24 protein-coding genes and 1 tRNA gene are annotated in these 22,735 nt (G+C 45.4%); 8 read left to right on the top strand and 17 right to left on the bottom strand.

All coding sequences use genetic code 11. The annotated features are described in order from the left end of the window. Window positions 1–12: 12 nt before the first annotated feature. The 6 genes from KS2013_RS11060 to KS2013_RS11035 form a co-directional block, all read right to left on the bottom strand. The gene (locus KS2013_RS11060) at window positions 13–753 is read right to left on the bottom strand and encodes a slipin family protein (RefSeq protein ID WP_068993837.1); all 741 of its coding nucleotides are present in this window, start codon (window positions 751–753) and stop codon (window positions 13–15) included. Between the two features lie 11 nt (window positions 754–764). Continuing rightward, window positions 765–2,168, bottom strand: a complete 1,404-nt coding sequence (locus KS2013_RS11055; RefSeq protein ID WP_068993834.1) for an NfeD family protein — start codon at window positions 2,166–2,168, stop codon at window positions 765–767. A gap of 211 nt (window positions 2,169–2,379) precedes the next feature. Further along, window positions 2,380–2,455: transfer RNA gene (locus KS2013_RS11050), tRNA-Phe, on the bottom strand. A 53-nt stretch (window positions 2,456–2,508) separates the two neighbouring features. Further along, complete coding sequence (locus KS2013_RS11045) at window positions 2,509–2,784, bottom strand: oxidative damage protection protein (RefSeq protein WP_068993831.1); 276 nt, start codon at window positions 2,782–2,784, stop codon at window positions 2,509–2,511. Next, the gene (mutY, locus tag KS2013_RS11040) at window positions 2,785–3,801 is read right to left on the bottom strand and encodes an A/G-specific adenine glycosylase (RefSeq protein WP_068993828.1); all 1,017 of its coding nucleotides are present in this window, start codon (window positions 3,799–3,801) and stop codon (window positions 2,785–2,787) included. 15 nt (window positions 3,802–3,816) lie between these two features. Continuing rightward, window positions 3,817–5,646 carry an SLC13 family permease gene (locus KS2013_RS11035; RefSeq protein ID WP_068993826.1) on the bottom strand — a complete coding sequence of 610 codons (1,830 nt, stop codon included), beginning with the start codon at window positions 5,644–5,646 and terminating at the stop codon, window positions 3,817–3,819. Between the two features lie 184 nt (window positions 5,647–5,830). Here KS2013_RS11035 and trmB point away from each other — a divergent pair, with 184 nt between their 5' ends. After that, window positions 5,831–6,520: a tRNA (guanosine(46)-N7)-methyltransferase TrmB gene (gene trmB, locus KS2013_RS11030; protein WP_068993823.1), complete on the top strand. Its 690-nt coding sequence runs from the start codon at window positions 5,831–5,833 to the stop codon at window positions 6,518–6,520. 125 nt (window positions 6,521–6,645) lie between these two features. On the opposite strand, the gene KS2013_RS11025 is transcribed toward trmB, so the two are convergent. From KS2013_RS11025 to KS2013_RS10995, 7 genes are all read right to left on the bottom strand, one after another. Beyond that, window positions 6,646–7,737 (bottom strand): META domain-containing protein, encoded by a 1,092-nt coding sequence (locus KS2013_RS11025; RefSeq protein ID WP_068993820.1) that lies wholly within the window; start codon window positions 7,735–7,737, stop codon window positions 6,646–6,648. A gap of 103 nt (window positions 7,738–7,840) precedes the next feature. Then, window positions 7,841–9,064: a radical SAM family heme chaperone HemW gene (hemW, locus tag KS2013_RS11020; protein ID WP_068993818.1), complete on the bottom strand. Its 1,224-nt coding sequence runs from the start codon at window positions 9,062–9,064 to the stop codon at window positions 7,841–7,843. A gap of 15 nt (window positions 9,065–9,079) precedes the next feature. Next, on the bottom strand, window positions 9,080–9,679 hold the full coding sequence (rdgB, locus tag KS2013_RS11015; RefSeq protein ID WP_068993815.1) for an RdgB/HAM1 family non-canonical purine NTP pyrophosphatase: 600 nt from the start codon (window positions 9,677–9,679) through the stop codon (window positions 9,080–9,082). A 97-nt stretch (window positions 9,680–9,776) separates the two neighbouring features. Beyond that, window positions 9,777–10,229 carry a DUF4426 domain-containing protein gene (locus KS2013_RS11010; protein ID WP_068993813.1) on the bottom strand — a complete coding sequence of 151 codons (453 nt, stop codon included), beginning with the start codon at window positions 10,227–10,229 and terminating at the stop codon, window positions 9,777–9,779. A 90-nt stretch (window positions 10,230–10,319) separates the two neighbouring features. Beyond that, window positions 10,320–10,907 (bottom strand): YggT family protein, encoded by a 588-nt coding sequence (locus KS2013_RS11005; RefSeq protein WP_068993810.1) that lies wholly within the window; start codon window positions 10,905–10,907, stop codon window positions 10,320–10,322. 35 nt (window positions 10,908–10,942) lie between these two features. Next, on the bottom strand, window positions 10,943–11,791 hold the full coding sequence (gene proC / locus KS2013_RS11000) for a pyrroline-5-carboxylate reductase (protein WP_068993807.1): 849 nt from the start codon (window positions 11,789–11,791) through the stop codon (window positions 10,943–10,945). Between the two features lie 130 nt (window positions 11,792–11,921). Then, entirely contained in the window at window positions 11,922–12,608 is a 687-nt protein-coding gene (locus KS2013_RS10995) for a YggS family pyridoxal phosphate-dependent enzyme (RefSeq protein ID WP_068993805.1), read from the bottom strand. Window positions 12,609–12,643: 35 nt separating this feature from the next. Here KS2013_RS10995 and KS2013_RS10990 point away from each other — a divergent pair, with 35 nt between their 5' ends. Further along, complete coding sequence (locus KS2013_RS10990) at window positions 12,644–13,678, top strand: type IV pilus twitching motility protein PilT (RefSeq protein WP_068993802.1); 1,035 nt, start codon at window positions 12,644–12,646, stop codon at window positions 13,676–13,678. A gap of 24 nt (window positions 13,679–13,702) precedes the next feature. Beyond that, on the top strand, window positions 13,703–14,842 hold the full coding sequence (locus tag KS2013_RS10985) for a PilT/PilU family type 4a pilus ATPase (RefSeq protein WP_068994555.1): 1,140 nt from the start codon (window positions 13,703–13,705) through the stop codon (window positions 14,840–14,842). Between the two features lie 55 nt (window positions 14,843–14,897). On the opposite strand, the gene ruvX is transcribed toward KS2013_RS10985, so the two are convergent. From ruvX to gshB, 4 genes are read right to left on the bottom strand one after another with little or no spacing between them, the layout of a single operon-like run. Continuing rightward, a complete protein-coding gene (gene ruvX, locus KS2013_RS10980) occupies window positions 14,898–15,329 on the bottom strand; it encodes a Holliday junction resolvase RuvX (protein ID WP_068993800.1) in 432 nt (143 codons plus the stop codon). Next, the gene (locus KS2013_RS10975; protein ID WP_068993797.1) at window positions 15,322–15,885 is read right to left on the bottom strand and encodes a YqgE/AlgH family protein; all 564 of its coding nucleotides are present in this window, start codon (window positions 15,883–15,885) and stop codon (window positions 15,322–15,324) included. The genes ruvX and KS2013_RS10975 overlap by 8 nt, the downstream gene beginning before the upstream one ends. A 34-nt stretch (window positions 15,886–15,919) precedes the next feature. Then, window positions 15,920–16,825, bottom strand: a complete 906-nt coding sequence (locus KS2013_RS10970; protein ID WP_068993795.1) for an energy transducer TonB — start codon at window positions 16,823–16,825, stop codon at window positions 15,920–15,922. A 44-nt stretch (window positions 16,826–16,869) separates the two neighbouring features. After that, window positions 16,870–17,826, bottom strand: coding sequence for a glutathione synthase (gene gshB, locus KS2013_RS10965; RefSeq protein WP_068993793.1), 957 nt, complete (start codon window positions 17,824–17,826; stop codon window positions 16,870–16,872). Between the two features lie 241 nt (window positions 17,827–18,067). On the opposite strand from gshB, the gene pilG reads away from it, so the two are divergent. Genes pilG through KS2013_RS10940 form a run of 5 tightly spaced genes read left to right on the top strand, consistent with a single transcriptional unit; the run spans window position 18,068 to window position 22,734 of the window. After that, window positions 18,068–18,469: a twitching motility response regulator PilG gene (gene pilG, locus KS2013_RS10960; protein ID WP_068993788.1), complete on the top strand. Its 402-nt coding sequence runs from the start codon at window positions 18,068–18,070 to the stop codon at window positions 18,467–18,469. A 40-nt stretch (window positions 18,470–18,509) separates the two neighbouring features. Next, window positions 18,510–18,875 carry a response regulator transcription factor gene (locus KS2013_RS10955; RefSeq protein WP_068993785.1) on the top strand — a complete coding sequence of 122 codons (366 nt, stop codon included), beginning with the start codon at window positions 18,510–18,512 and terminating at the stop codon, window positions 18,873–18,875. Window positions 18,876–18,881: 6 nt separating this feature from the next. After that, window positions 18,882–19,430: a chemotaxis protein CheW gene (locus tag KS2013_RS10950; protein ID WP_068993782.1), complete on the top strand. Its 549-nt coding sequence runs from the start codon at window positions 18,882–18,884 to the stop codon at window positions 19,428–19,430. A 47-nt stretch (window positions 19,431–19,477) separates the two neighbouring features. After that, the gene (locus tag KS2013_RS10945; protein ID WP_068993780.1) at window positions 19,478–21,847 is read left to right on the top strand and encodes a methyl-accepting chemotaxis protein; all 2,370 of its coding nucleotides are present in this window, start codon (window positions 19,478–19,480) and stop codon (window positions 21,845–21,847) included. An 11-nt stretch (window positions 21,848–21,858) separates the two neighbouring features. Continuing rightward, entirely contained in the window at window positions 21,859–22,734 is an 876-nt protein-coding gene (locus KS2013_RS10940) for a CheR family methyltransferase (RefSeq protein ID WP_068993777.1), read from the top strand. Window position 22,735 lies beyond the last annotated feature (1 nt).

The following is a 22,735-nucleotide window of genomic DNA, read 5'->3' as shown; positions in this document are numbered from 1 at the left end:
AACTTTCCCACACTACTTTTTCATAAAGTTTTTAAGGAAGTCGATGGGTAACGGGAAGACAATCGTACTATTATGTTCTCCAGCCAGGCTAGACAGTGTTTGCAGGTAACGAAGCTGAATGGCTTCTTCCTGCTCGGATAACACTTTGGCCGCTTGAAGAAGTTTTTCAGACGCTTCCATTTCACCTTTAGCATGAATTACTTTGGCGCGACGTGCACGTTCTGCTTCCGCCTGCTGTGCGATTGCCCGGATCATGCTCTCGTTCAGATCAACGTGTTTAATTTCGACATTGGCAACTTTGATTCCCCAGGCATCGGTCTGTGCATCTAAAATTTCTTGAATGTCGGCATTAAGCTGCTCGCGTGAAGCCAGCATTTCATCCAGCTCGTGCTGACCCAGTACCGAGCGAAGTGTGGTTTGTGCCAGCTGACTGGTAGCATCAAAATAATGCTCAACATTGATGATCGCTTTTTGTGGATCAATGACGCGGAAATATACGACGGCGTTCACTTCGACAGAAACGTTATCGCGAGAAATAACATCCTGAGTAGGAACGTCCATAACTACGGTACGTAAATCGACACGGACAATTTGTTGGACAAACGGGATCAAAACGATCAGGCCGGGGCCTTTCACTTTCCAGAAGCGGCCCAGCATAAAAATAACACCGCGTTCATATTCCCGAAGAATCTTAAACATACTGGCCAGCAGTAGTACCACCACTGCCAGAATTATGGGATAGAAAATATTCATACTAAGTCCTTCTATTCTGATTGTTGAATTGAATCCGTCGATACCGGCTCGACCGTAAGCTCGAGATCATCGACAGCGATAACTTTGACATGCTGCCCTGTTTTCAGGGGCGTTTTGCTATGGCTTTTCCATATTTCTCCATGAAGCCGAACCCAGCCTTCACCTTCAAAATCCTGAGTCACCTCGCCAATCTCCTGTAGCAGCTCTTCTCGTCCGCTAACAATGGGTCTCGATCTTGCTCTTAAGGCGAGGCTAAGAACAAAACTGAGGAGAGCGACACTAATGACGGTAACAGTAACTAAAATAGGCACTGCAATGGCGATGCCTGTTTCAGGTTCGTTGAATAGCAGGAAGGAGCCGATAAGGAACGATATGATGCCACCTATCCCCAGTATGCCGAAACTTGGCGCAAAAGCCTCGACTACCAGTAAGGCGATGCCAAGCAACAATAAACCAGCGGCAACATAGTTCACCGGAAGAATCTGTAAGGCATACATAGCGAGTAATAAGCAGATAGCACCAATGACACCGGGAACTAATCCACCTGGGTTATAACCCTCGAAAATAAGACCGTAGATACCGAGTAGTAATAGAATATAGGCAATATTGGGATCGCTGATAATACTCAACAGCTCGGTCTTCCAGTCAGGCTCAACATTGGTGATGACCATGTTATCGGTGACCAGATTCGTTTTGCCGGAAGGTAGACGCACTGTTTTATTATTGATGGCGGTTAAAAGCTGCTGGGGATCGTTGGCGATTAGATCGATAACACCAATATCGAGCGCTTCTTCCGAGGTCAGACTCTCTCCTTCTCGGACAGCATTTTTTACCCAATCAATATTGCGATTATGGTAGGCCGCCAGCCCACGTAGATAAGCCTCGGCATCGTTAATGACTTTCTTTTCCATAGCAGACTTATTGCCAGAAGTTGCAGCAGGCTTTTGCTCTTCTTCGCCTTCTTTTTTCTCCTGAGTTTTGTCAGGCTCGGAAGGGCTCGGCATACCGCCAATAGAAACTGGAGTGGCTGCACCCAAATTAGTCGCTGGTGCCATGGCTGAAATATGGCTGGCGTAAAGGATATAAGTACCTGCACTGGCAGCCCGGGAACCCGGAGGATAAACGTAACTGGCTACTGGGATAGGCGAGTTGATAATTTCACGGATGATATCGCGCATGGCCAGATCAAGTCCGCCAGGGGTATTCATCTGGATGATAATTAAATCGTATCCCTGCTCGGGCGCTGACTGAATATTAGAAACTAGATAATGTGCAGTCCCCGGATTCACTGAACCGTCCAGCACCAACAGCATGGCCTTCTTAGATTCTTTCGGGGTGGATTCTTCGGCACAAAGAGCGGGTGACGCTGATAGTAACAGCGCTAAAAAAAGGCAAAAACCGATAACCTGCTTCATAGAAAATCCCTCTATTAAGCTGAGTCCTGAATGGCTCGAAAAGCTCAGTACTAATGTAGCGCGATTAGTAATAGATTACAAAGTGTACAGAGCAAGAAAAAGACAAGGCTTTTTGAAATTTGGTTAAGGTCAAAAGTTAATCAGAAGAAAAGAAAAAATTGAGCCTAAAACGAAAAAAGCCCGACTATTTCTAGTCAGGCTTTTAGAATGATGGTGGCCCGGGGCAGAATTGAACTGCCGACACAAGGATTTTCAATCCTCCGCTCTACCAACTGAGCTACCAGGCCAACGGACGCGTATTAAACCGATTCTTCGGTTTTAAGTCAAGCCCAAATTTAAATTATTTCTTATCTTCAGGTACGTAGCCTTCGGCTTCGTCGTAGTCGCCACCAAAAAGGAATTTTTCCATCTGTTCGGCAAGATATTTCTGCGTATCCTGATCTACCAGACTCAGGCGTTTTTCGTTAATCAGCATGGTTTGATGCTCCAGCCACATCTGCCAGGCTTCTTGTGAAATATTGTCGTAAATACGTTCGCCGAGTTCGCCTGGGAATGGTTTAAAGCCGATCCCTTCCGCGTCTTTCTGTAGTTTCTTACAAAAAACAGTACGTGACATTTAATTCTCCGCTAATGTTTGCAGTAATTTGCTGACTGGTGTCGGTAAGCCAATTTCAGCAATCTCATTGAGTGCAAAGGTGTCTATTTGATTGGGCTCCATGATACCCGTGTCAGCGATATTTTTCACTAGTAACGGCTGAACTTCGAGGTCATAGTGACTAAATTTATGAAGAAAAGAGTCTAGTTTTTGCTGATGCTCAGGTTCGCTCTGTGATTGCTCAATTTCTGGGAAGCACCAGAGCCCTCCCCAGATACCTGATGGGGGGCGTTTGTGCAAAACAACCTGGTCGTTTTGTAAACAAACCAGCCAGTACACCGCACGTTTGGGGCGTGCCTTTTTGGGCTTTTTGCCAGGCAGTGCTGAAATCATATCGTGTTTAAGGGCGTAGCACTTGTCTGATAGAGGACAGGTATCGCACTTGGGCTTGGTGCGAGTACAAACTACCGCGCCCAGATCCATCATCGCCTGATTGTATTGTGCCGTATGAGTGTCTGGCGTGTTGGCTTCAGCGCGCTGCCATAGGGAGTTTAATACGGATGCTTTACCGGCCCAGCCCTCAATGCCATAGCAGCGAGCAAGTACACGCTTGACGTTGCCATCCAGTATAGCCGTGGACTGATCGAAAGCGAACGCGGCGACTGCGCCAGCGGTTGAGCGACCGACGCCTGGAAGTGCTTCAATCTCTTCTTGTGTTTTAGGGAAGTCCCCATTAAATTCATCGGCAACTTTTTTAGCGGCTTTATGCAGGTTACGGGCACGACTATAATAGCCAAGACCGCTCCACAGGTGCATGACTTCATCTTCACTGGCTTTGGCAAGATCAACGATGGTCGGAAAGCGTTGAAGGAAGTTTTCGTAATAAGGAATAACAGTGGAGACCTGTGTCTGCTGCAGCATAATTTCTGATAGCCAGATACGGTAGGCGTCTTTGGTCCCTTGCCACGGCAGGTGTTTTCGCCCATGCTTGCGATAATATTCGATGACCTTGTGCTGAAAGTCTTTGGGTTGCCACATGGCTGTTACTCGGGCTTAGAAGTCGTAGAGGATAGGCAGGATAATCGACAATGAAATCCACATCAATACCACCAGCGGTACACCGACTTTAACGAAGTCGGAGAACTTGTAGCCACCAGCATTCATCACCAGCAAGTTAGTCTTATAAGCCATTGGTGTAGCAAAACTCATGTTAGCACCGAACAGAACCGCGATAACGAATGGTTCGGGGGGTAAGTTAAGCTGGGTAGCAACACTGACTGCAATCGGCGTTCCGATTACCGCCGCAGCGTTATTGGAGACAACGTTGGTTAGTATCGCTAGCAGCAGCATCAGGCCACTAAGCAGTACTGCGGGTGGAGCTCCATGAAGCACCGATACGAAGGCCTGCGCCAGATATTCTGCGGCTCCGGTTTCGGTCATACCGATACCGAGCGCCAAACTGGCTGCGACAATTAAAACGACAGGTGCGCTTAAAGCGTTCATGGCATCGCGCCAGGTAATGCAGTGGGTCAGTATCATTAAGAGCGCACCGGCGAGGGCACTGACAGAAATGGGTAACAGTCCTACTGCGGCAAAGAAAATAACCAACCCCATAATAATGAGGGCTCTGGGAGCACGATGGGAGCGGGGCAAATCGGTAGTAGCGTCAAGCACTAGAATATCGCCTCGCTTTTTGAATTCTGAAATTTCTTTTTGTCCGCCCTGAACCAATACGACGTCACCAACGTGCAGGGTCACTTTGCCCAGACCTTTGTTATGCATATCAACCACTCGATCATTGCGATGAAGTGCAATAGCAACCAGTCCGTACTGATTCATGAAGCTAACGTCTTTTAACGAGCGACCAGCGAGAGGGGACCCCGGCGTTACCACCAGTTCAGACAGCTGTTGATTTTCAGCGGTCAGAGGATGGTCGTCACTAACTTCCTGGCCCGCCTTATAAAGACGTGCACCAAGAACCTGTTCATATTCTTTTAATCGATTCGGAGTGTCAGTGACACGGAGTTTGTCTCCTGCGCGAACGATGGCATCGGGCATCGGCATAATGGTTGCTTCCGAGCCGCGGTGAATTCGGGTCACTTTCATCATGCCATCAGTTTTGCCGATAACGTCTGCCAGCGTCTTACCATCAGCAAATGAGTTTTCGTTGATGTGTAGTTGAGCTGTGAAAATACGTGGTGAGGTATTTTTCATGATGGCCTGACGTTCTGGCGTTATTTTTGGTGCCACCAGCCATAAATAAAGAACTGCTATTGCGCCCGCCATGGCCGCAGGCAACATAAAGTCGAACATGCCGAAACGTTCAAGTCCAAGGTCGGCTGCGACCGAAACCACCAGTAAGTTAGTCGAAGTACCAATTGTTGTGGCCATGCCGCCGACAATAGTAGCAAAGCCCATCGGTAGCAAAAGACCAGAAGGGTTGCGGTTAGAGCGCACGGCAACACTGATCAAAATAGGTAAAAGTAAGACAACAATCGGCGTATTGTTGACAAATGCGCTTAAAACGCCGGCAATGATTAAAGTGATCAAGAGAGAAAATAAGGGCGCTATTTTCCAGATTCTAGCCAGAAATCGCCCAATGGGTTCGAGTGCACCTGTTCGTACCAGGCCTTGCCCAGCAACCATAAGTGCACATACGGCGACCAGTGCTTCATGCCCGAAACCGCTGAAAAACTCCATCGGTTCAAGGTAGCCGTTAAAGTTATGGAATGGTGCAAAGGTAAAGCCCATGGTAAGAACCAGCAGCACGATAACGCAAGAAGTCTCTAGCGGTATGTCATCGCGGCGGAACAAGTATAAGGCAAAGACCGTCAGCAACAGCACAAAAAGCGCGTGCCCATTCGGTAGATCCGGAAATGGCATTCCTATTCCTAACTCCTGAACTTTCTTATTAATTTTCTACAAACCCGAATGAACCACCTTACTGATTTGCCTCGTTTTTGGCAACGTCTTTATGCCTGACAGAACATAATTTACCTCAAACTTTTACATTATGGTAAAATCGCCTCCAAGAGATGATTGTTGGATAATATAGAGAGCTATCCCCTTGAATTCTGAAGAAAAACCAAAACGTAAGATTCGTAGCTTCGTGTTGCGTAAGGGCCGTTTAACTAAGGGCCAACAGCGAGCTATGGACCTGCATTACCCGAGATTGGGTCTGGATTATCAGCAAGAATTATACGACTTTGAGGCAATCTTTGGTCGTCAGGCTCCCTTGGTGCTGGAAATAGGTTTTGGCATGGGAAAATCGCTGGCGGAGCAGGCTCGCGATAATCGTGATAGCGACTTTATTGGTATTGAGGTTCACAACCCCGGTGTTGGGGCTTGTCTGGTGCTGGCAGAAGAGTATGACCTGGAAAATATTCGTGTAATCAACCATGATGCTGTAGAGGTTATCGAAAACTGTATCCCAGATCATAGCCTCGACCGTATACAAATTTTCTTCCCCGATCCATGGCATAAAAAACGTCATCACAAGCGCCGTATCGTACAGACTGAATTCTGCCAAAAATTACATAAAAAACTCAAGCCCGGTGGCATATTACATCTGGCTACTGACTGGGAAAACTATGCTGAGCATATGCTCGAAGTATTGAATCCCATGCCTGAGTTTAAGAACTTGTCAGAAACGGGCGACTATGTACCAAGGCCGGATTCGCGTCCACTGACTAAATTTGAGGTCAGAGGGCAGAATTTGGGGCACGGTGTTTGGGATATGATGTTTTCAGCTAAATAGATAATGGCCTATTTTTCCGAGAATGCCGCATTCTCGGAAAAATATTTTCATTACTAAGAGGGTGCTTGCTACTCATAGCGTGATAGTCTCGAAATTCAAAGAATCTAATGAGTAAAAAAGTAAGACTAATGCCTTGCGATAATTCTCTTGCCATCCTTTGTCGTTAGAATCAATGCTCCTTTCCCATCGATGTCATATCTATTGACTTCAGACAGCATGGTCAGGAACTTTTGTTCCTGCGACATGAGGGCTGGGATACAGGCTTTCATAGTATTCACTGGCGTTTTAAATGTCAGATTTTCCCCCGTCATTTCGTAGGCCACGCTGTAGCTATTACAGGATGTTGAGCCTGATACACGACCCTCTTCATTGAAATTGATGGTGATTCTAGAATTATCAATGACACCTTCATCTGCTAAATCTTCCACTACCCATTCATGACCAGTGAGTAACGATTTGGGATCGCCACCACAGCCTTCAAAAACTTTACCGTCCAGTGTCAGGACTACTCTATTCGGGAAAGGGCGTCCAGACATACCGTCATAACAAAGTTTGCGGCGAATATCGATAATCGCAACATGAGATTCCGTCTGTGCGTGATATTTATATCCGCCTTTATAGGGTTGTGGCTGTGGTCTTGGGGTTGTCACTGTTTTTTGACCATAGCTGGTATCAATCTTTATAGATTCCTGGCTGATGTATGCTATCCAGCCCGGCTCATTGCCAAGCGCCCGGTAGGGTATCGGATATAAACGATCATTGGTCTCAGCGCTGACAGTACCTGACTGTACTCTTTGCATCATAATTTCACCCAGCTCGACAGAACTATTCTCGGTATTGATCCGGTGATTCTGTGTGGTTATCCACATAAGTCGACCCTCGGGATCTCTTACCTTGGCATGCAGTGTATAGGTATGGTTAGATTTAAGATCTTTTCTATTCGCTTCCAGCGCAATTTTTAGCGGCAGCTGGATACCATCACTCAGCCCAATGATCTCTTCACTGATAATTTCAGCCGGCTTGTCGGCAATCGAAACATCCTGAATCGTCACTGTTAAGCTACTGCCATTGGGTGCCAGCATTCTCTCGCGATACATCAGCGTGGCAGAAACTTTTATAGATTGTGCCTGGGCAGAGGAGTCGGCAACTTCTTTTTTACAGGCGCTCAGTCCCGTTAAGGTCAAGATGCTTAGGATAGTGGCTAAAACGTATCTCATGGCGTTGTCCTATGGGTTTATACAAGTCAAAAAGTCTGTGCGTTAATAACATCTTGCCATATTAACGCTACAAGATGATAACCTGGTTAACGCTTTAAAAAGATTATAGCTGAGTGACCTGTATGGTTCCTGAATCATCTGGCTTTGAATGTTCTTCAGGAATAAAACGTTGGAGCAGTTCATTAAGGAACAAAGCGCCTTTTTGTGTAGGCTTGAGATATAGAGAAGAGTCTTCTAGCAGACCGTCTTCAATAGCTTGTCGGATAATGGGTTCGACCAAGTTCATGGAAATTCCGGTTCGTTGGCTAAAGAGTTTGATCGGAACGCCGTCGATTAAGCGTAGCGCATTCAACATAAATTCAAAAGGCAGTTCATGAGCCGGGATGGTCGTTTGCTGACTGACTTGATTCCAGTTCAACTGAAGGTAATCTTTGGGGTGTCGCTTTTTAGTGGTGCGATGAATTTGCCCCAGATCGAGCCGAGTGATTTTGCCATGTGCTCCAGCGCCAATACCCAGGTAGTCACCGAACTGCCAGTAATTAAGGTTATGTTTGGCACGAAGGGGGGCGGATCTGGCATAGGCTGAGGTTTCGTACTGTTCATAGCCATGCTTGGCTAGTAACGCCTGACCGGCTTCCTGAATATCCCACAGGATTTCATCATGGGGGAGCTGGGGAGGCTGCTGGTAGAATAATGTGTTGGGTTCCAGTGTTAGCTGATACCATGAAATATGATGTGGCTTTAATTCGAGCGCTTGTTTCAGGTCATTGAGTGCCTGCTCAACAGACTGATCTGGGAGGCCATGCATCAAGTCCAGGTTAAAAGAGTCAAAGCCCGCCTCGTGGGCGAAGCTGGCGGCCTCGATAGCCTGCTGAGGATTATGAATTCTACCCAGTTGTCTCAGGTGGTCTGCATTGAAGCTTTGAACACCGATTGATAGGCGATTAATGCCTGCTTCCCTGAAACCTCGAAACTTTTCAGCCTCAAAAGTACCGGGATTGGCTTCCATGGTAATTTCGATATCGCCTTCAAAAGGAAGTCGTGCACGAATCCCGCTAATCAACCGGTCATAGGACTCCGGGCTAAGTACGCTCGGCGTTCCGCCACCAATAAATATGCTGTGGAGTCGACGCCCCCAGACTTGCGGTAACTCCTGCTCAAGATCGAATAACAAGCGATCAATATATTCTGTTTCGGGCAGTTCAAATTCAGTCTGCTGATCTGACTTTACATTCTTAATAGCATGGGAGTTAAAGTCACAATAAGGACACTTTCGCACACACCAGGGTACGTGGATATAGAGTGATAGAGGGGGGTTGATCAGCATGATAAATAGACTTGGCTACTGCAGTTCAGACTGCAAGGCCTGCATCAGCTGGTACAAAGCCTTGCCACGATGACTAATGGCTGCTTTTTGTTGTGGCGTTAACTGGGCGGCTGAACATTGGTGTTGCTCGCACCAGAATAAAGGGTCATAGCCGAAACCACCGTTGCCAACCTCTGATGTCATAATGCTACCCTCCCAGGTTCCCTGACAGATGATAGGAGTCGGATCACTGGCGTGCTTCATAAACACGAGTACACACTGGTATCGGGCGGTTCTTTCTTCGGGGGGTATGCCATTTAATTTTTCCAAAAGCAGATCATTGTTGGCTTGATCGTTTCCGTGCTCGCCACAGAATCTTGCTGAGTATATTCCTGGCTGGCCTTTAAGATAATCAACTTCAATTCCTGAGTCATCAGCAATGGCAGGTAATCCTGTAACTTCAGCCGCATGGCGAGCCTTTATGATGGCATTTTCTACAAAGGTTGTGCCGGTTTCAGGGACGTCACTAACGTTCAGTTCTGTCTGTGGGATAACTTGATACTGAAACTGAGCTAAAAGCTGTGTTAGTTCAGCAACCTTTTTACGATTGCCAGAAGCAAGGACAATATTATTCATCAGGAAATAGCTACGAGTTGAATCGGGTGTACATTATAACGAAACAGCCACTGAAACGATATTGATATCGCCTCTAAGTGGCTGCGTTGAAACAGTCTTAATCAGCGTAAAACTTTTGGTCAAGCTGGATAGTGACGGGTTTATCTCGGCCAGGAATATTAATGGTAAACTCAAGATCCATGCTTTCTTCGTCTCGAAATTGAAAGTCTGCAAGATAATAAACTGCATCACCTTCAATGATTTCTTTAAAGCCTAATTCCTGGTACTGAGAAAGGTTGTTGGTCGCTTTACCATATAACGCGACTTTCAGGGCTTTATCTTTACCCCCTTCAACAACTTTGTGCACCGATACATTCAGCAGACCAGTGTACTTACTGCGTTGAATTTTATACTGGACAGCGGTTTCTGGCTGGATAAAGGAACTATTGAAAGCGTTGTAATGGATAATATAGTCATCCACCCGCTTTTCACCAGCGCTACTGCTGTAACTTACGCAGGTTAAAACAAACCCTACAATAGCCGTTGTTATCAGTTGTGTCGTATGTCTCATAGCGTTCTCCTACTCCCTTTACCTTATTAAGGTCTTACTATTTAAGATAGCAAAAAGCCGCTAAGGTTTCAGTGATTATATGTGTAATATTTAACCAGTAATTAATTTTACGCCTAAGCTATAGAGAGCGTCTTGGATAAACCATAGAGCGAATAACACAATCAGTGGCGAAAGGTCTATTGTGCCGGCTATTGGTGGAATAATCTTCTGTATAGGACGCAAAATAGGGCGTGTCACCTGATACAGAAAAGCTACTCCGGGATGATAGCGTCCACCACTCATAAAGCTGGCGATCATAAGCCCAAGAAAAAGGATTAACATCATGTTAGTGAAAATCATAACCAGGCCACCCATCGCTGGAGCAGCCTTCATCATAAGTCCCACGGTTACGCCCAGAGCTAAAGCCTCACCGGGTAGCTGAATGAAGACGGTCGAGATGATTAAAAATTTAACCAGGATTATCGCAACAGCAACGACAAAGCTCGCTGTACTGAATCGGCCCATATCCGGAATTATTTTACGAAGCGGGTTAACCACAGGCGCTGTAAATTTATGCACAAACTGAGATATGGGGTTATGGAAGTCCGCCTGTCCCAGTTGCAGCATCAGTCGTATTAAGAACATCATTACCAGAAGGTTGGAAATGTGTTCAAGTAAAAAGAAAGTTACATTATTCATGTCGTTAACCGTTTCGTAAAAAATAGGAGCAAGGATTATTTATTGGCAATTTCAGCCAGTTCTTTACCACGCTTTACAGAAGCCTGCAGGGCTTTTTTAACTATGTCTGGAAGGTGGTTATCATTTAAGGTGTCCAAAGCTGCTGCTGTAGTGCCGCCTGGTGAGGTAACATTACGGCGAAGCTGACCAATTTCCATATCTCCATTCTGTTGTACCATGGCAGCTGCGCCCAGTGCTGTTTGAGCTGCAAGTTCTCTTGCCGTGTGTTCCGGAAGACCAAGTTCAATGCCACCCTGTACCACTGATTCCATAAAGAGGAAGTAATGTGCAGGACCGCTTCCAGATACTGCTGTAACAACGTCCATAAGATCTTCATCTTCGACCCAGATACTCTTACCTACGGCGTCGAAAATGGCGCTGGTTGCTTCACGCTGTTCGGCGGTGACTTTATCGTTAGCAAAAAGACCTGTCGCTCCATAACCAATTAAACTAGGGGTATTTGGCATGCTGCGAACCACCGGTGTATCGTCACCAAGAAGGTTAGTCAGCGTCTCACAAGTAACACCTGCAGCTACTGAGATCGCGCATGTTTTGCTGAGATCCATGTCCTTGAAGTCATCACAGGCCAATGCCATTTTTTGTGGCTTAACTGCTAATAACAGGTAATCTACATTGTTTGCCACTTCAGCATTGTCGTGCGTGGTATTAAGGGTAGGATGTTTCTCTTTAAGCGCCTCAAGCTTGCCAGCGCTTGGATTGCTGACAAAAATACTCTCCGCGGGAAGGCCGGACTGAATTAGCCCACCCAAAATACTTGCGGCCATGTTGCCAGCACCAATAAAACCAACTTTTGCGTTCTTTAGTAATTCAATTGAATCAGTCATAACTGCCTGTTTAGATTGTCTTTACTTGCGCCATGCAAGAACTGTGAATGAATATCTGTCGTTTAGACTTCTAGTCATGAGGGTAAAAGTTTTAAATTCAATGCCTTATCGATAATAAGCCAATGATATTTTAAGCATCCCTCTGCCCAAAAATGGCGGTACCGATGCGAATCATATTGCTACCGGCAGCAATCGCCGCTTCAAAGTCTCCAGACATACCCATGGATAAGGTATCTATATGTGGATATTTTGCGGTCAATTGCTGATAAAGTTCGGCAATTTTCTCAAACTGTTGTACCTGCCTGGCATATTCGGTTTGTTTTGGCGGAAGCGCCATGATTCCGCGCAACTTTAGATTTTGAGCCTCTTCTACCCTGTTGGCCAGCTCAAAAATGGCCTCGCCGACAACGCCCGCCTTTTGCTCTTCGCCGAATAAATTAACTTGTATGCAGACATTCAGAGGGGGCTTTCCTTCCCTTGCCCGGTTTAACTTATTGATAACTTTTATTCGGTCGACACTTTGTACCCAGTCGAAGTATTCCGCGATATCTTTACACTTGCGGCTCTGGATCGCGCCAAGCATATGCCATTGGACGTCACTTTTATTCAGATTTTGAATCTTTTCGACCCCTTCCTGGACGAAATTTTCACCAAAATCTCGATGACCAGCTTGGTAAGCTTCTTCAATTTTATCAAGGGGTTGGCGCTTACTAACAGCGACCAGGCGCACATTATCCTTAAAATTCGGGTGTTTCTCGCGGCTTTTTGCGATTTCTAGTTGCAGAAGTTCTAGTTGAGAGGCTATGCTAGTTGTCATTAGTAAGAATAAATATCAATATTGGGGTCTAACCTATGGATATTACAGAACTTTTAGCGTTTAGTGTAAAGAATAACGCATCGGATTTACACATTTCCGCTGGAATGCCACCACTTATACGTGTGGACGGCGAAATTCGTCGAATTAATGTTCCACCGCTAGAAGACAAAGAAGTCCACTCGCTGATTTACGACATTATGAACGATAAGCAGCGAAAAGACTACGAAGAGTTTCTAGAAGCGGATTTCTCTTTTGAGCTTCAGGATCTGGCACGTTTCCGTGTGAATGCCTTCGTACAGAATCGAGGGCGAGCTGCTGTATTTCGTACCATTCCTTCTCGCGTTTTAACGCTTGAAGATCTTAAGGCTCCTAAAGTATTCCAGGATATTTCCATGCAGCCACGTGGTCTGGTTCTTGTAACAGGGCCAACGGGTTCAGGTAAATCGACAACACTGGCTGGCATGGTAGATTATGTTAACGATAACAAGCATGATCACATCCTGACGATTGAGGATCCGATTGAGTTTGTACACGAGAGTAAGAAGTGTCTGGTTAACCAGCGTGAGGTTCATCGTGACACCCACAGCTTCTCCAATGCACTACGTTCTGCACTTCGTGAAGACCCCGATATCATTCTGGTCGGTGAGATGCGTGACCTTGAAACCATCCGTTTGGCACTGACAGCGGCAGAAACAGGTCACCTGGTTTTCGGCACACTGCATACGACCTCTGCAGCAAAAACCATTGACCGTGTTATTGACGTATTCCCTGAAGGCGAAAAGTCGATGGTACGTTCGATGCTATCGGAATCATTGCAGGCAGTTATCGCACAGACGCTTCTCAAGCGTAATGGTGGTGGACGTGTGGCGGCACATGAAATTCTCATTGGTACCCCTGCGATACGTAACTTAATCCGTGAAGCCAAAGTTGCACAAATGTATTCAGCCATGCAGACTGGTATGTCACTGGGTATGCAGACACTGGATCACAGCTTAAAGCAGCTGGTTAGTAAAGGTGTGGTATCGCGAACCGATGCACGCATGAAAGCAGTTAATAAAGAAGAGTTTTAGAGAGGCGGGGAATTTTTTATGGCTATGGACATCACTCCATTACTAAAAGCGTTAATGGAAAATAAGGGGTCGGACTTATTTGTAACCGTACATAGGCCACCGTGTATTAAAATGCATGGTCAAATTCGTCCTGTGACTAAAAGCATGCTGACACCTGCACAGGTTGAAGAGCTGATTCATTCTTCGATGTCAGAAAAGCAAAAGCAGGAATTTGCGGACAACAAAGAGTGCCAGTACGCAATTAGTATTGAGAATGTTGGGCGTTTCCGTGCCAGTGCTTTTTATCAACGCAACCAGCCAGGCTTGGTTGTTCGTCGTATTGAAACCAAAATACCGACTACCGACGAATTACAGATACCAAATATTCTAAACGACCTGGTAATGAAAAAGCGTGGCATTATTATTTTCGTAGGTGCTACCGGTACGGGTAAGTCTACCTCGCTGGCAGCCATGATAGGTTACCGAAATAGAAACTCTGCGGGCCACATTATTAGTATTGAGGATCCGATTGAGTATGTTCACCGTCACGATAAATGTATTATTACTCAGCGTGAGGTAGGTATTGATACCGAGTCTTTTGAAGTTGCGTTGAAAAATACTCTGCGGCAGGCACCTGACGTGATTCTTATCGGTGAGGTTCGTTCACAGGAAACCATGTCCCAGGCCATTACCTTCGCGGAAACAGGTCACTTATGTTTGTGTACACTTCACGCCAACAATGCTAACCAGGCTCTGGATCGTATTTTGCACTTCTTCCCAAAAGAAGAGCATACGCGTATTTTGATGGACTTATCGATGAACTTAAGGGCTATTGTTGCACAGCAGTTGGTGCCAACAGTAGATGGTAAGGGTCGACGCGCTGCAGTTGAGATTATGATTAATTCACCGCTAATTTCGGATCATATTCGCAAAGGTGAAGTTCACTTGATTAAAGAGTTGATGGCTCGCTCTACTGAGCTTGGCATGCAAACCTTTGACCAGGCTCTGTTTGATCTCTACGTGAATGGCGAAATCACTTATGATGATGCACTATTACACGCGGATTCGGCGAACGACTTACGACTGAAAATCAAGTTGCATGAGAAAGATGCAGACTCCCTGACCAGTGGCACCGAAGGTTTACAGGTACAGATGGATGATGACCGCTCAAGCAATATGTTTTAAGTTTTAAATTTAACAGTAAAAACCCGGCATCTGCCGGGTTTTTTATTTCGTGATTTTACTGTTCTGATTCAAAGTAACTTTTTAGAATGAGTTCAGCGGCATAGGCGTCAAAGTCCGAATCTTTAATTTTTTTGTAGCCTCCGAGCTCGAAAAGGTATTCTCTAACTTCTGCCGTACTGAGGCGTTCGTCGTGGGTAAAGGTGGGTAAGCCAAATCTGCCGTGAAGCCTCTTAGCAAACTTTTTGGCCATTTGTGTTACGGGTTGCTCGGTGCCATCCATATTCAATGGCAGGCCTACTACAAAAGCCTCTACCTGCCACTCTTTGATCAGGTTTTCTACCTGTTGCCAGTTGGGTTGATTGTTTTCAGCTTTAAGTACGCAAAGTGCCTGTGTTGTACCCATCGTTTGCTGTCCGGTAGCAACACCTATGCGTTTTTCACCGAAGTCAAATCCCAGGAAGCGCGCAGGTTGTTTGTTTTCAGGCATGGCCGCTTGACTCAGTCAGTTGCGTCCAATCAATGCCCAATAGTTTGGTAGCCTGTTGCCAGCGCTGTTGGGGAGTTGTGTGGAAAATAATATTCTTATCAGCGGGGACAATAAGCCATGAGTTTTCTTCGATTTCCCGCTCCAGCTGCCCTTTATCCCAGCCGGAGTAGCCAAGTGCTATGACTGCTTCTTCCGGACCTTCCTTGTTAGCAATGGCTGTTAATATGTCTTCCGAAGTCGAGAGGGCGATATCATCGCTGATGGTCAATGTGGAGTCCCAGTTCCCCAGAGGGCTATGTAAGATAAAGCCACGTTCTTTATCGACCGGTCCACCCGCCAAAAGTGAGTTATCTAGCACGTCCTGATTTGTGCTGGATATTTTGAGGTGATCAAATAACTCATGATAGGTTGCTTCCAGGGGTTGGCTCAACATTATCCCTAGAGCACCATCTTCAGTATGCTCACAGATATAAGTTACACTGCGAGAAAAGAAAGAGTCCTGTAGTGTTGGCATTGCAATCAATAGATGATTGGCCAATGAATTAATCGATTCCATAAGATAATTATATCAATCTCGGTACTTATTGTAATTATTGGGGCGACTTCTCAAATTTCCAGCTTCGTACAATTTCTAAAATGTCTGTGGTCTGACGAATTGACTCTGGAAGGGGATCAAATGGTGCTGCCAGTCTAACAATCTGCAGCGCTGCCTGATCAAGCATGTCCTGCCCAGATGATTCAAGAATCTCCACACCGACCAATTGCCCGTCCTTATCAATGGCTACTTTCAGTTTTAGGTTACCATATATACCAAGGCGGCTGGCTTGTTCGGGATAGTGTAGGTTACCAACTTCTTCTACCTTACGGCGCCATGACTCGAGATACGCAGCATCTGTTGGCGACTGTTTAACGGCTGCTGATATTTGCCGCTTACGTAGACCCCGAGTTTGCAGTTGATCCTTAGCATCTTGCTCAAGATTCCTTTTCTTCAATTCTTCAGGATCTGGGCTAATAATGGTCTGCTGTTCTTTTTCGGTTGGCGATTCATTAGGATCGTCGCTAATTTGGGCAACACGATCTGAGTCCGTGCTGGTCATGAAGTCTAGCTCCTGCTCATTTTCATTTGGCTTTGGCATGACTTCCATTGATGGAGTGGTGGTTTCACCTTCGGTATTTTTAAAGTGTTCTAGCTTGGTGGTGGGACGGTTGGCTTCACTAGCGTCTCCAGCTCCTTCCTGATTTTTTTGCCCGATAAAATCGGCTTTTTCAGGGGCTTGAAGGCTTTCCCGTTGTGCCAGCGTAACATCGAGAGAAAGTGGGATCTGGCTAGGCTTGGTTTCAGGCAGAGTAAAGCGAATACCCAAGATAATAATCAGGTGTATGCATACGGCCATGAAAATGGTGAATTTCAGGCGATCTTTGGCTTTCACCCGGGTGCGGGGAGGGGTTGCCTTGTTCCCTTGCCCGGTTTGATTTGGAATGGCTTGGCTACTCATTATTAAATTTTACTAACTGATTAGGGTTTCTATTTATTATTCGGTTACTGTTTAAGCTGATCTTCTAATGCGCTAAATAGTTGGCCAGCAATATTAATCTGATACTCGTTCTCCAATTCTCGCATACAGGTTGGGCTGGTGACGTTTATTTCTGTCACAAAGCTGCCAATGATATCCAGTCCAACAAACAAAAGTCCTCGCCTCATCAGTTCTGGGGCTATTGCTTCTGCTATTCGTTTTTCGTTATCTGTAATGGGCATCGGAACACCGCTACCACCAGCAGCGAGGTTACCACGAGTTTCGCCCTCCCTTGGGATGCGAGCAAGTGTGTAAGGAATCACTTCGCCGTTAACCACCAGCACCCGCTTGTCACCATCAGTAATTTCAGGAATGAACTGCTGTGCCATGGCCAGGTTTTTACCATGAGACGTCAGGGTTTCTATGATCACTGATAGGTTAGGGTCACCCTTTTTTGCACGGAAAATTGAAGCGCCACCCATGCCATCAAGAGGTTTTAAGATAATATCCTGGTGTTCTGCTGCAAATGCTTTAAGCCGAGCCGCGTTGGCACTAACCAAGGTGCTCGGTGTGTGCTCAGGGAACCACGCAGTAAACAGCTTTTCGTTACAGTCACGTAAACTGGCCGGATCGTTAACTACCAGGGCTCCCTGCTGTTGCGCCAGTTCCAGGAGATAAGTGCTGTAGATATAGTTCATATCGAACGGCGGATCTTTTCTCATCAAAATGGCTGAGAAATCACCGCACTCTGTTAAAACCTGCTCAGCATCTTGATATTGGAACCAGTTTTGAGGGTTATCCTCAACGCTGACTCTTTGGTTGGCCGCGAAGACCTGGTCTTTTTCAAGGTAAAGATCCTGCGGTTGACAATAATGAAGAGTCCAGCCGCGACGTTGTGCTTCTAGCATTAAACCGAAAGTCGTATCTTTCTGGGTCTTAATGGACTCGATTGGGTCCATAACAATTAACACGGAATGTGACATAGTTGTTTAGATATTATCATTTGCTGTTAAAGTACCATGTTATTGTAATAAGCTGAATACATAATATTGATAGAAAATGCTTGCAAGCAAAACACAAGGCCTTTAGTCTGGAATTGTGATCTGCTTTGCGACTTCGAGACTTTTGTGGTAAAAGGTAACTTTAAACTTAAAAAATAGTTGAAGAAAAGTTGCTAACTTATTATTAAATAGTGGGTTTTCACTATTCGCAGGTAACCAGTAGATGAGTGATTTATTTAACGGCTTAAAAGTGATGGTGGTGGATGACAGTAAAACTATTAGACGCACCGCCGAAACACTTTTAAAGAAACAGGGTTGTGATGTAGTAACTGGGGTAGATGGCTATGATGCACTATCCAAAATTGCAGATTACAAGCCTGATATCATATTTATTGATATAATGATGCCAAGGCTGGACGGCTACCAGACCTGTGCCTTGGTCAAAAGTAACAAAGACTTTAAAAAGACTCCTATTATAATGCTATCGAGTAAAGATGGAGTTTTTGATAAGGCTAAAGGCCGGGTCGTAGGTTCGGATAATTATTTAACAAAACCTTTCAGCCGAGATGAACTATTAAATGCTATTTCCACGCAATTAGACGGTAAAGCAGCAACAGCTGTTTAAAGTTTTGCGTGATATTTAAATTTTAGAGAGGTAGATAAAAATGGCGCGTGTACTGATAGTCGACGATTCTCCAGCAGAAGCGCATAGCCTAACAAAAATGTTAGAAAAAAATGGTCACCAGGTAATAACCGCTCCAGATGGAGAGTCGGGTATTGCGTCTGCCAAGGCCAACACGCCTGATTTGATTTTAATGGATGTGGTGATGCCAGGTCTGAATGGTTTCCAGGCAACTCGTCAGTTAAAGAAAGACTCTAGCACTTCGGCTATTCCAATTATTATCGTTTCCACCAAGTCGCAAGCTACAGACCGTGTTTGGGGTATGCGTCAGGGTGCCAATGATTATATCACTAAGCCTGTGGATGAGTCGGCTTTAGTAGAGTCTATCAATAACGTACTAGGATCTTAATGAGCTATGCCTGAAACTCACACGAGCAGTGTTGTCCAGCTTCTCGACGATATTCGTCAACGCGGACAGGAACATAAGGACTCATTGCCTCAGCGTGATGTTCGAGGCGAAGCTTTTTGGAGTGGGATTGGATTCAGTTTGAGCGGTGTGAACTACATCGTTCCGATTGATGAGGTAGTGGAACTAATCCCAGTCCCACACACAACAAAAGTGCCGGGCACCAAAGGCTGGCATAAAGGGGTAGCAAATCTTCGGGGTGTACTATTATCGCTGGTGGATTTGCAAGAATATCTTGGGCGTTCAAGCTCACGTAGCATCTTAAAGCAAAGGGTATTGGTCATAGATCAGGATGGTTCCTATCTTGGTTTGATCGTAGATGAAATTCGTGGCCTTCATCACTTTGAAGAAGAAGAGCAGGTAACATCAGATTTATCTGCGGATGCGGTGCTTGCACCATATATTATCGGTGGATTTGAGCGCGATGGGGAATTATGGCGAGTTTTTGGAATCAAGGAACTGTTTGAAAGTCCCGAATTCCATCAGGTCGCTGTTTAAGTTTATTTTTACAACAAATATGAAGTCTAAAGTCTCGGGAGCAACCTATGAGTGAGACCACTAATAACAGGAAAAAAGCAGGCCGTTCAGGAATCGGTATCTATGCGTTTCTATTGGTCGTAATTTTGATTGCGCTAGCGGTTAATGCTGGTTATGGCTTCTTGCAAGCCCAAAACCAGTCTAAACGTATTGAGCTAGCGTCGGACATGAAGGTATTGTCGCAGCAGATTGCAACGAACGCCTCTGAGTCAGCGCAGGGTACACAAAGCGCCTTCGGTGACCTCGATGCCGCGTCTAAACAGTTTGCAGGTAACCTGCGAGACCTGATCGACGGCGAAACAGTGAGTAACTTGCCTCCTGCTCCAGCCGGGATTCGAAATAATGAACTAAAATCACTCGAAGAAAACTGGGATAACGTTGAGCCGCGAACCAAGGTCATTCTGTCAAACCAGGAAGTGGTAAGACGAATGTTTACCAACGCCGACGAACTTGCTTTATTAATTCCCGAGATGCAAAGCAAGTATGACAGTGTGATAGATATTCTTCTTGATAACCAGGCTAATGCTGCTGAGCTGCATCAGGCGACTCGTCAGAAATGGTTGGCTGAGCGTATTTCATCAGGCATGCAGAAAGTGCTGCGTGGTGGTGAAGAAGCAAAAATCTCTGCTGAGGACTTTAGTCAGGACGTAAGTACGTTCGGTGTCTATCTGGAAGGTCAGTTAAATGGCGATGCGTTATTAGAAATTCGTCAGGTTACTAACCCTGAAGCAAGAGCTGCTCTTGAGTCTATCGTTGACGACTTCCAGGAAGTTGAAGAGAAGGTAGACTACATTGTATTCAGTTCTGAAAAGCTTTTCGATGTACAGGACGCATCGGATAATGTTTATGCAAATGCACAGGCGCTACTGGCAAGTACCAGTGCGGTAGAAGAAGCGTTTGCAGGCCTGTCGACAAGTTTTACTGACTTAGGTAGTGAGTATATTTCTGCAGCTCTGTTCATAGTAATTATCTTATTATTGATTGCGATGTATTTATCGCAGCGTAAAGCTGAGAAACAGCGTTTACAGGAATCAGTGATTTCTGCAGAGCGAGAAAAAGAAGAAAACGCACAGAACCAGGAAGCGATTATCCGACTACTGGATGAGATTGATAGCTTGGCAGATGGTGACTTGACGGTAAAAGCAACAGTAACCGAGGACTTCACGGGTGCGATTGCCGACTCCTTCAACTTAACCATTGACCAGTTGCGTGGTGTGGTAAGTGCGATTAACGAAGCGGTAGACCAAGTATCGAAATCTGCAGAAGAAACACAGCAGACTTCGACAGCACTGGCAGACGCATCGCGTCAGCAGGCTCAGGAAATTACAGGTGCTTCTGCGGCGATTAACGAAATGGCCGTGTCTATTGAGCAGGTATCTGCAAACGCATCTGAGTCATCTCAGGTTGCGGAAAAATCGGTGGAAATCGCTAAGAAGGGTGGTGAGGTTGTACGTAATACCATTCGAGGCATGGACACGATTCGTGAGCAGATTCAGGAAACATCGAAACGTATTAAGCGTCTGGGTGAGTCGTCACAGGAAATTGGTAACATCGTATCCTTGATTAACGATATTGCCGACCAAACGAACATTCTGGCATTGAACGCAGCGATTCAGGCATCGGCAGCAGGTGAAGCCGGTCGTGGTTTCGCGGTTGTTGCGGATGAGGTACAGCGACTGGCGGAACGTTCTGGTAACGCTACCAAGCAGATTGAGGCTCTGGTAAAAACGATTCAGACGGATACAAACGAAGCGGTAATCTCGATGGAGGATACAACATCTGAGGTTGTCCGTGGTGCTCGCCTGGCACAGGATGCGGGTGTTGCGCTGGAAGAAATTGAGTCGGTATCTACCAACCTGGCCGACTTGATTCAGTCGATTTCGAACGCTGCACGTCAGCAGGCCGCTTCTGCGGGTCATGTATCGAATACGATGACCGTAATTCAGGAAATTACGACACAGACGTCAGAAGGTACGCAGGAAACAGCCAAGTCGATTGGTCAGTTAACCGTGCTATCGGATGAGCTGCGTCGCTCAGTTGCCGGTTTCAAACTTGATTCAACAAACGAAGATATCTTTGGTGATGACAGTTCTGATATGGGTGACTTCGATACTATGATCGAACAATCAGATAGCTCTGCATATGACGAGCCGGAAGAGTCAGGTGAAAATGACGATACCACTCTAGAAGAATTCCTTGAGCAAGGTGATGATGAGTCAACGGATGAGATGACATCTTTCTCTGATGATAACAGCGAAATGATGGACCTTGATGACGAGGACGATTTCTTAAAAGAAATTGATGAAACATTAGAAGGCTTTGATGACGAGGACGAAGACAATAAAAACAAGGATGACGATAAGACTCGTTCTGAATAAGGTATTGGCTCTTGAGGCATAATTCTCTTACTCATGTTCCTGATATGGAGTCTGGCAGTTTTAAGCGCTGGCAGACTCTGATTAGACAGTATTCAGGGATATGGATTCCGACGAATAGAGCACTTTTCTTAAAAACAAGCTTGTTAAGAAGAATTCGTGCTTTAGATCTTTCGGACTATGAAGAGTACTACCAGAAGTTACAAGACAAAAACTGGGCCTCGCTGGAATGGTTTCAATTAATTGATACGTTAACGGTTCACGAAACCAGTTTTTTCAGACATAAAGAGTCTTTCGACCTAGTTCAACATGTTTGTCAGCAAAAAATAATACAATCAGCAAACGCGAACAGTGATTGTAATATCCAAATCTGGAGTGTGGGTTGCTCGACAGGCGAAGAGCCTTATAGCTTAGCTATCGCTTTAGAAGAATTGTCCCTGGGCAGTCTTAATGAAAAAGGATTACGATTTTTCTACGGGATAACGGGTATAGATATTAGTTATCCAGCGTTAACAGTGGCCAGAAAAGCCATATATGATGAACGCAAGATACATATGATTGCCCCTGAAATTCGTGAGCGTTACTTTAATCGTCATGATTCGAACCATTGGCGGATAAAAGAAAAAATTGCTAACCGAGTACTGTTCTTACAAAGTAATTTAAGTCAGTTAGCAAAGGCACCAAAACGTAATTACGACGTTATTTATTGCCAAAATGTATTGATATATTTTAGACCTGAAGACCGGGTTGAGATATTAAACGAATTAGTTGAAAGATTAATACCGGGGGGCGTATTAATTCTGGGAGTCGGGGAAATTATTAACTGGCAACATCCCGAACTGGTTCGAATTGATGAAAAGAATTGTTTGGCATTTCAGCGACAATTATAGC

The sequence above is a fragment of the Kangiella sediminilitoris genome (assembly GCF_001708405.1).
Lineage (GTDB): Bacteria > Pseudomonadota > Gammaproteobacteria > Enterobacterales > Kangiellaceae > Kangiella > Kangiella sediminilitoris.
This window is presented reverse-complemented; position numbering and strand designations above follow the sequence as displayed.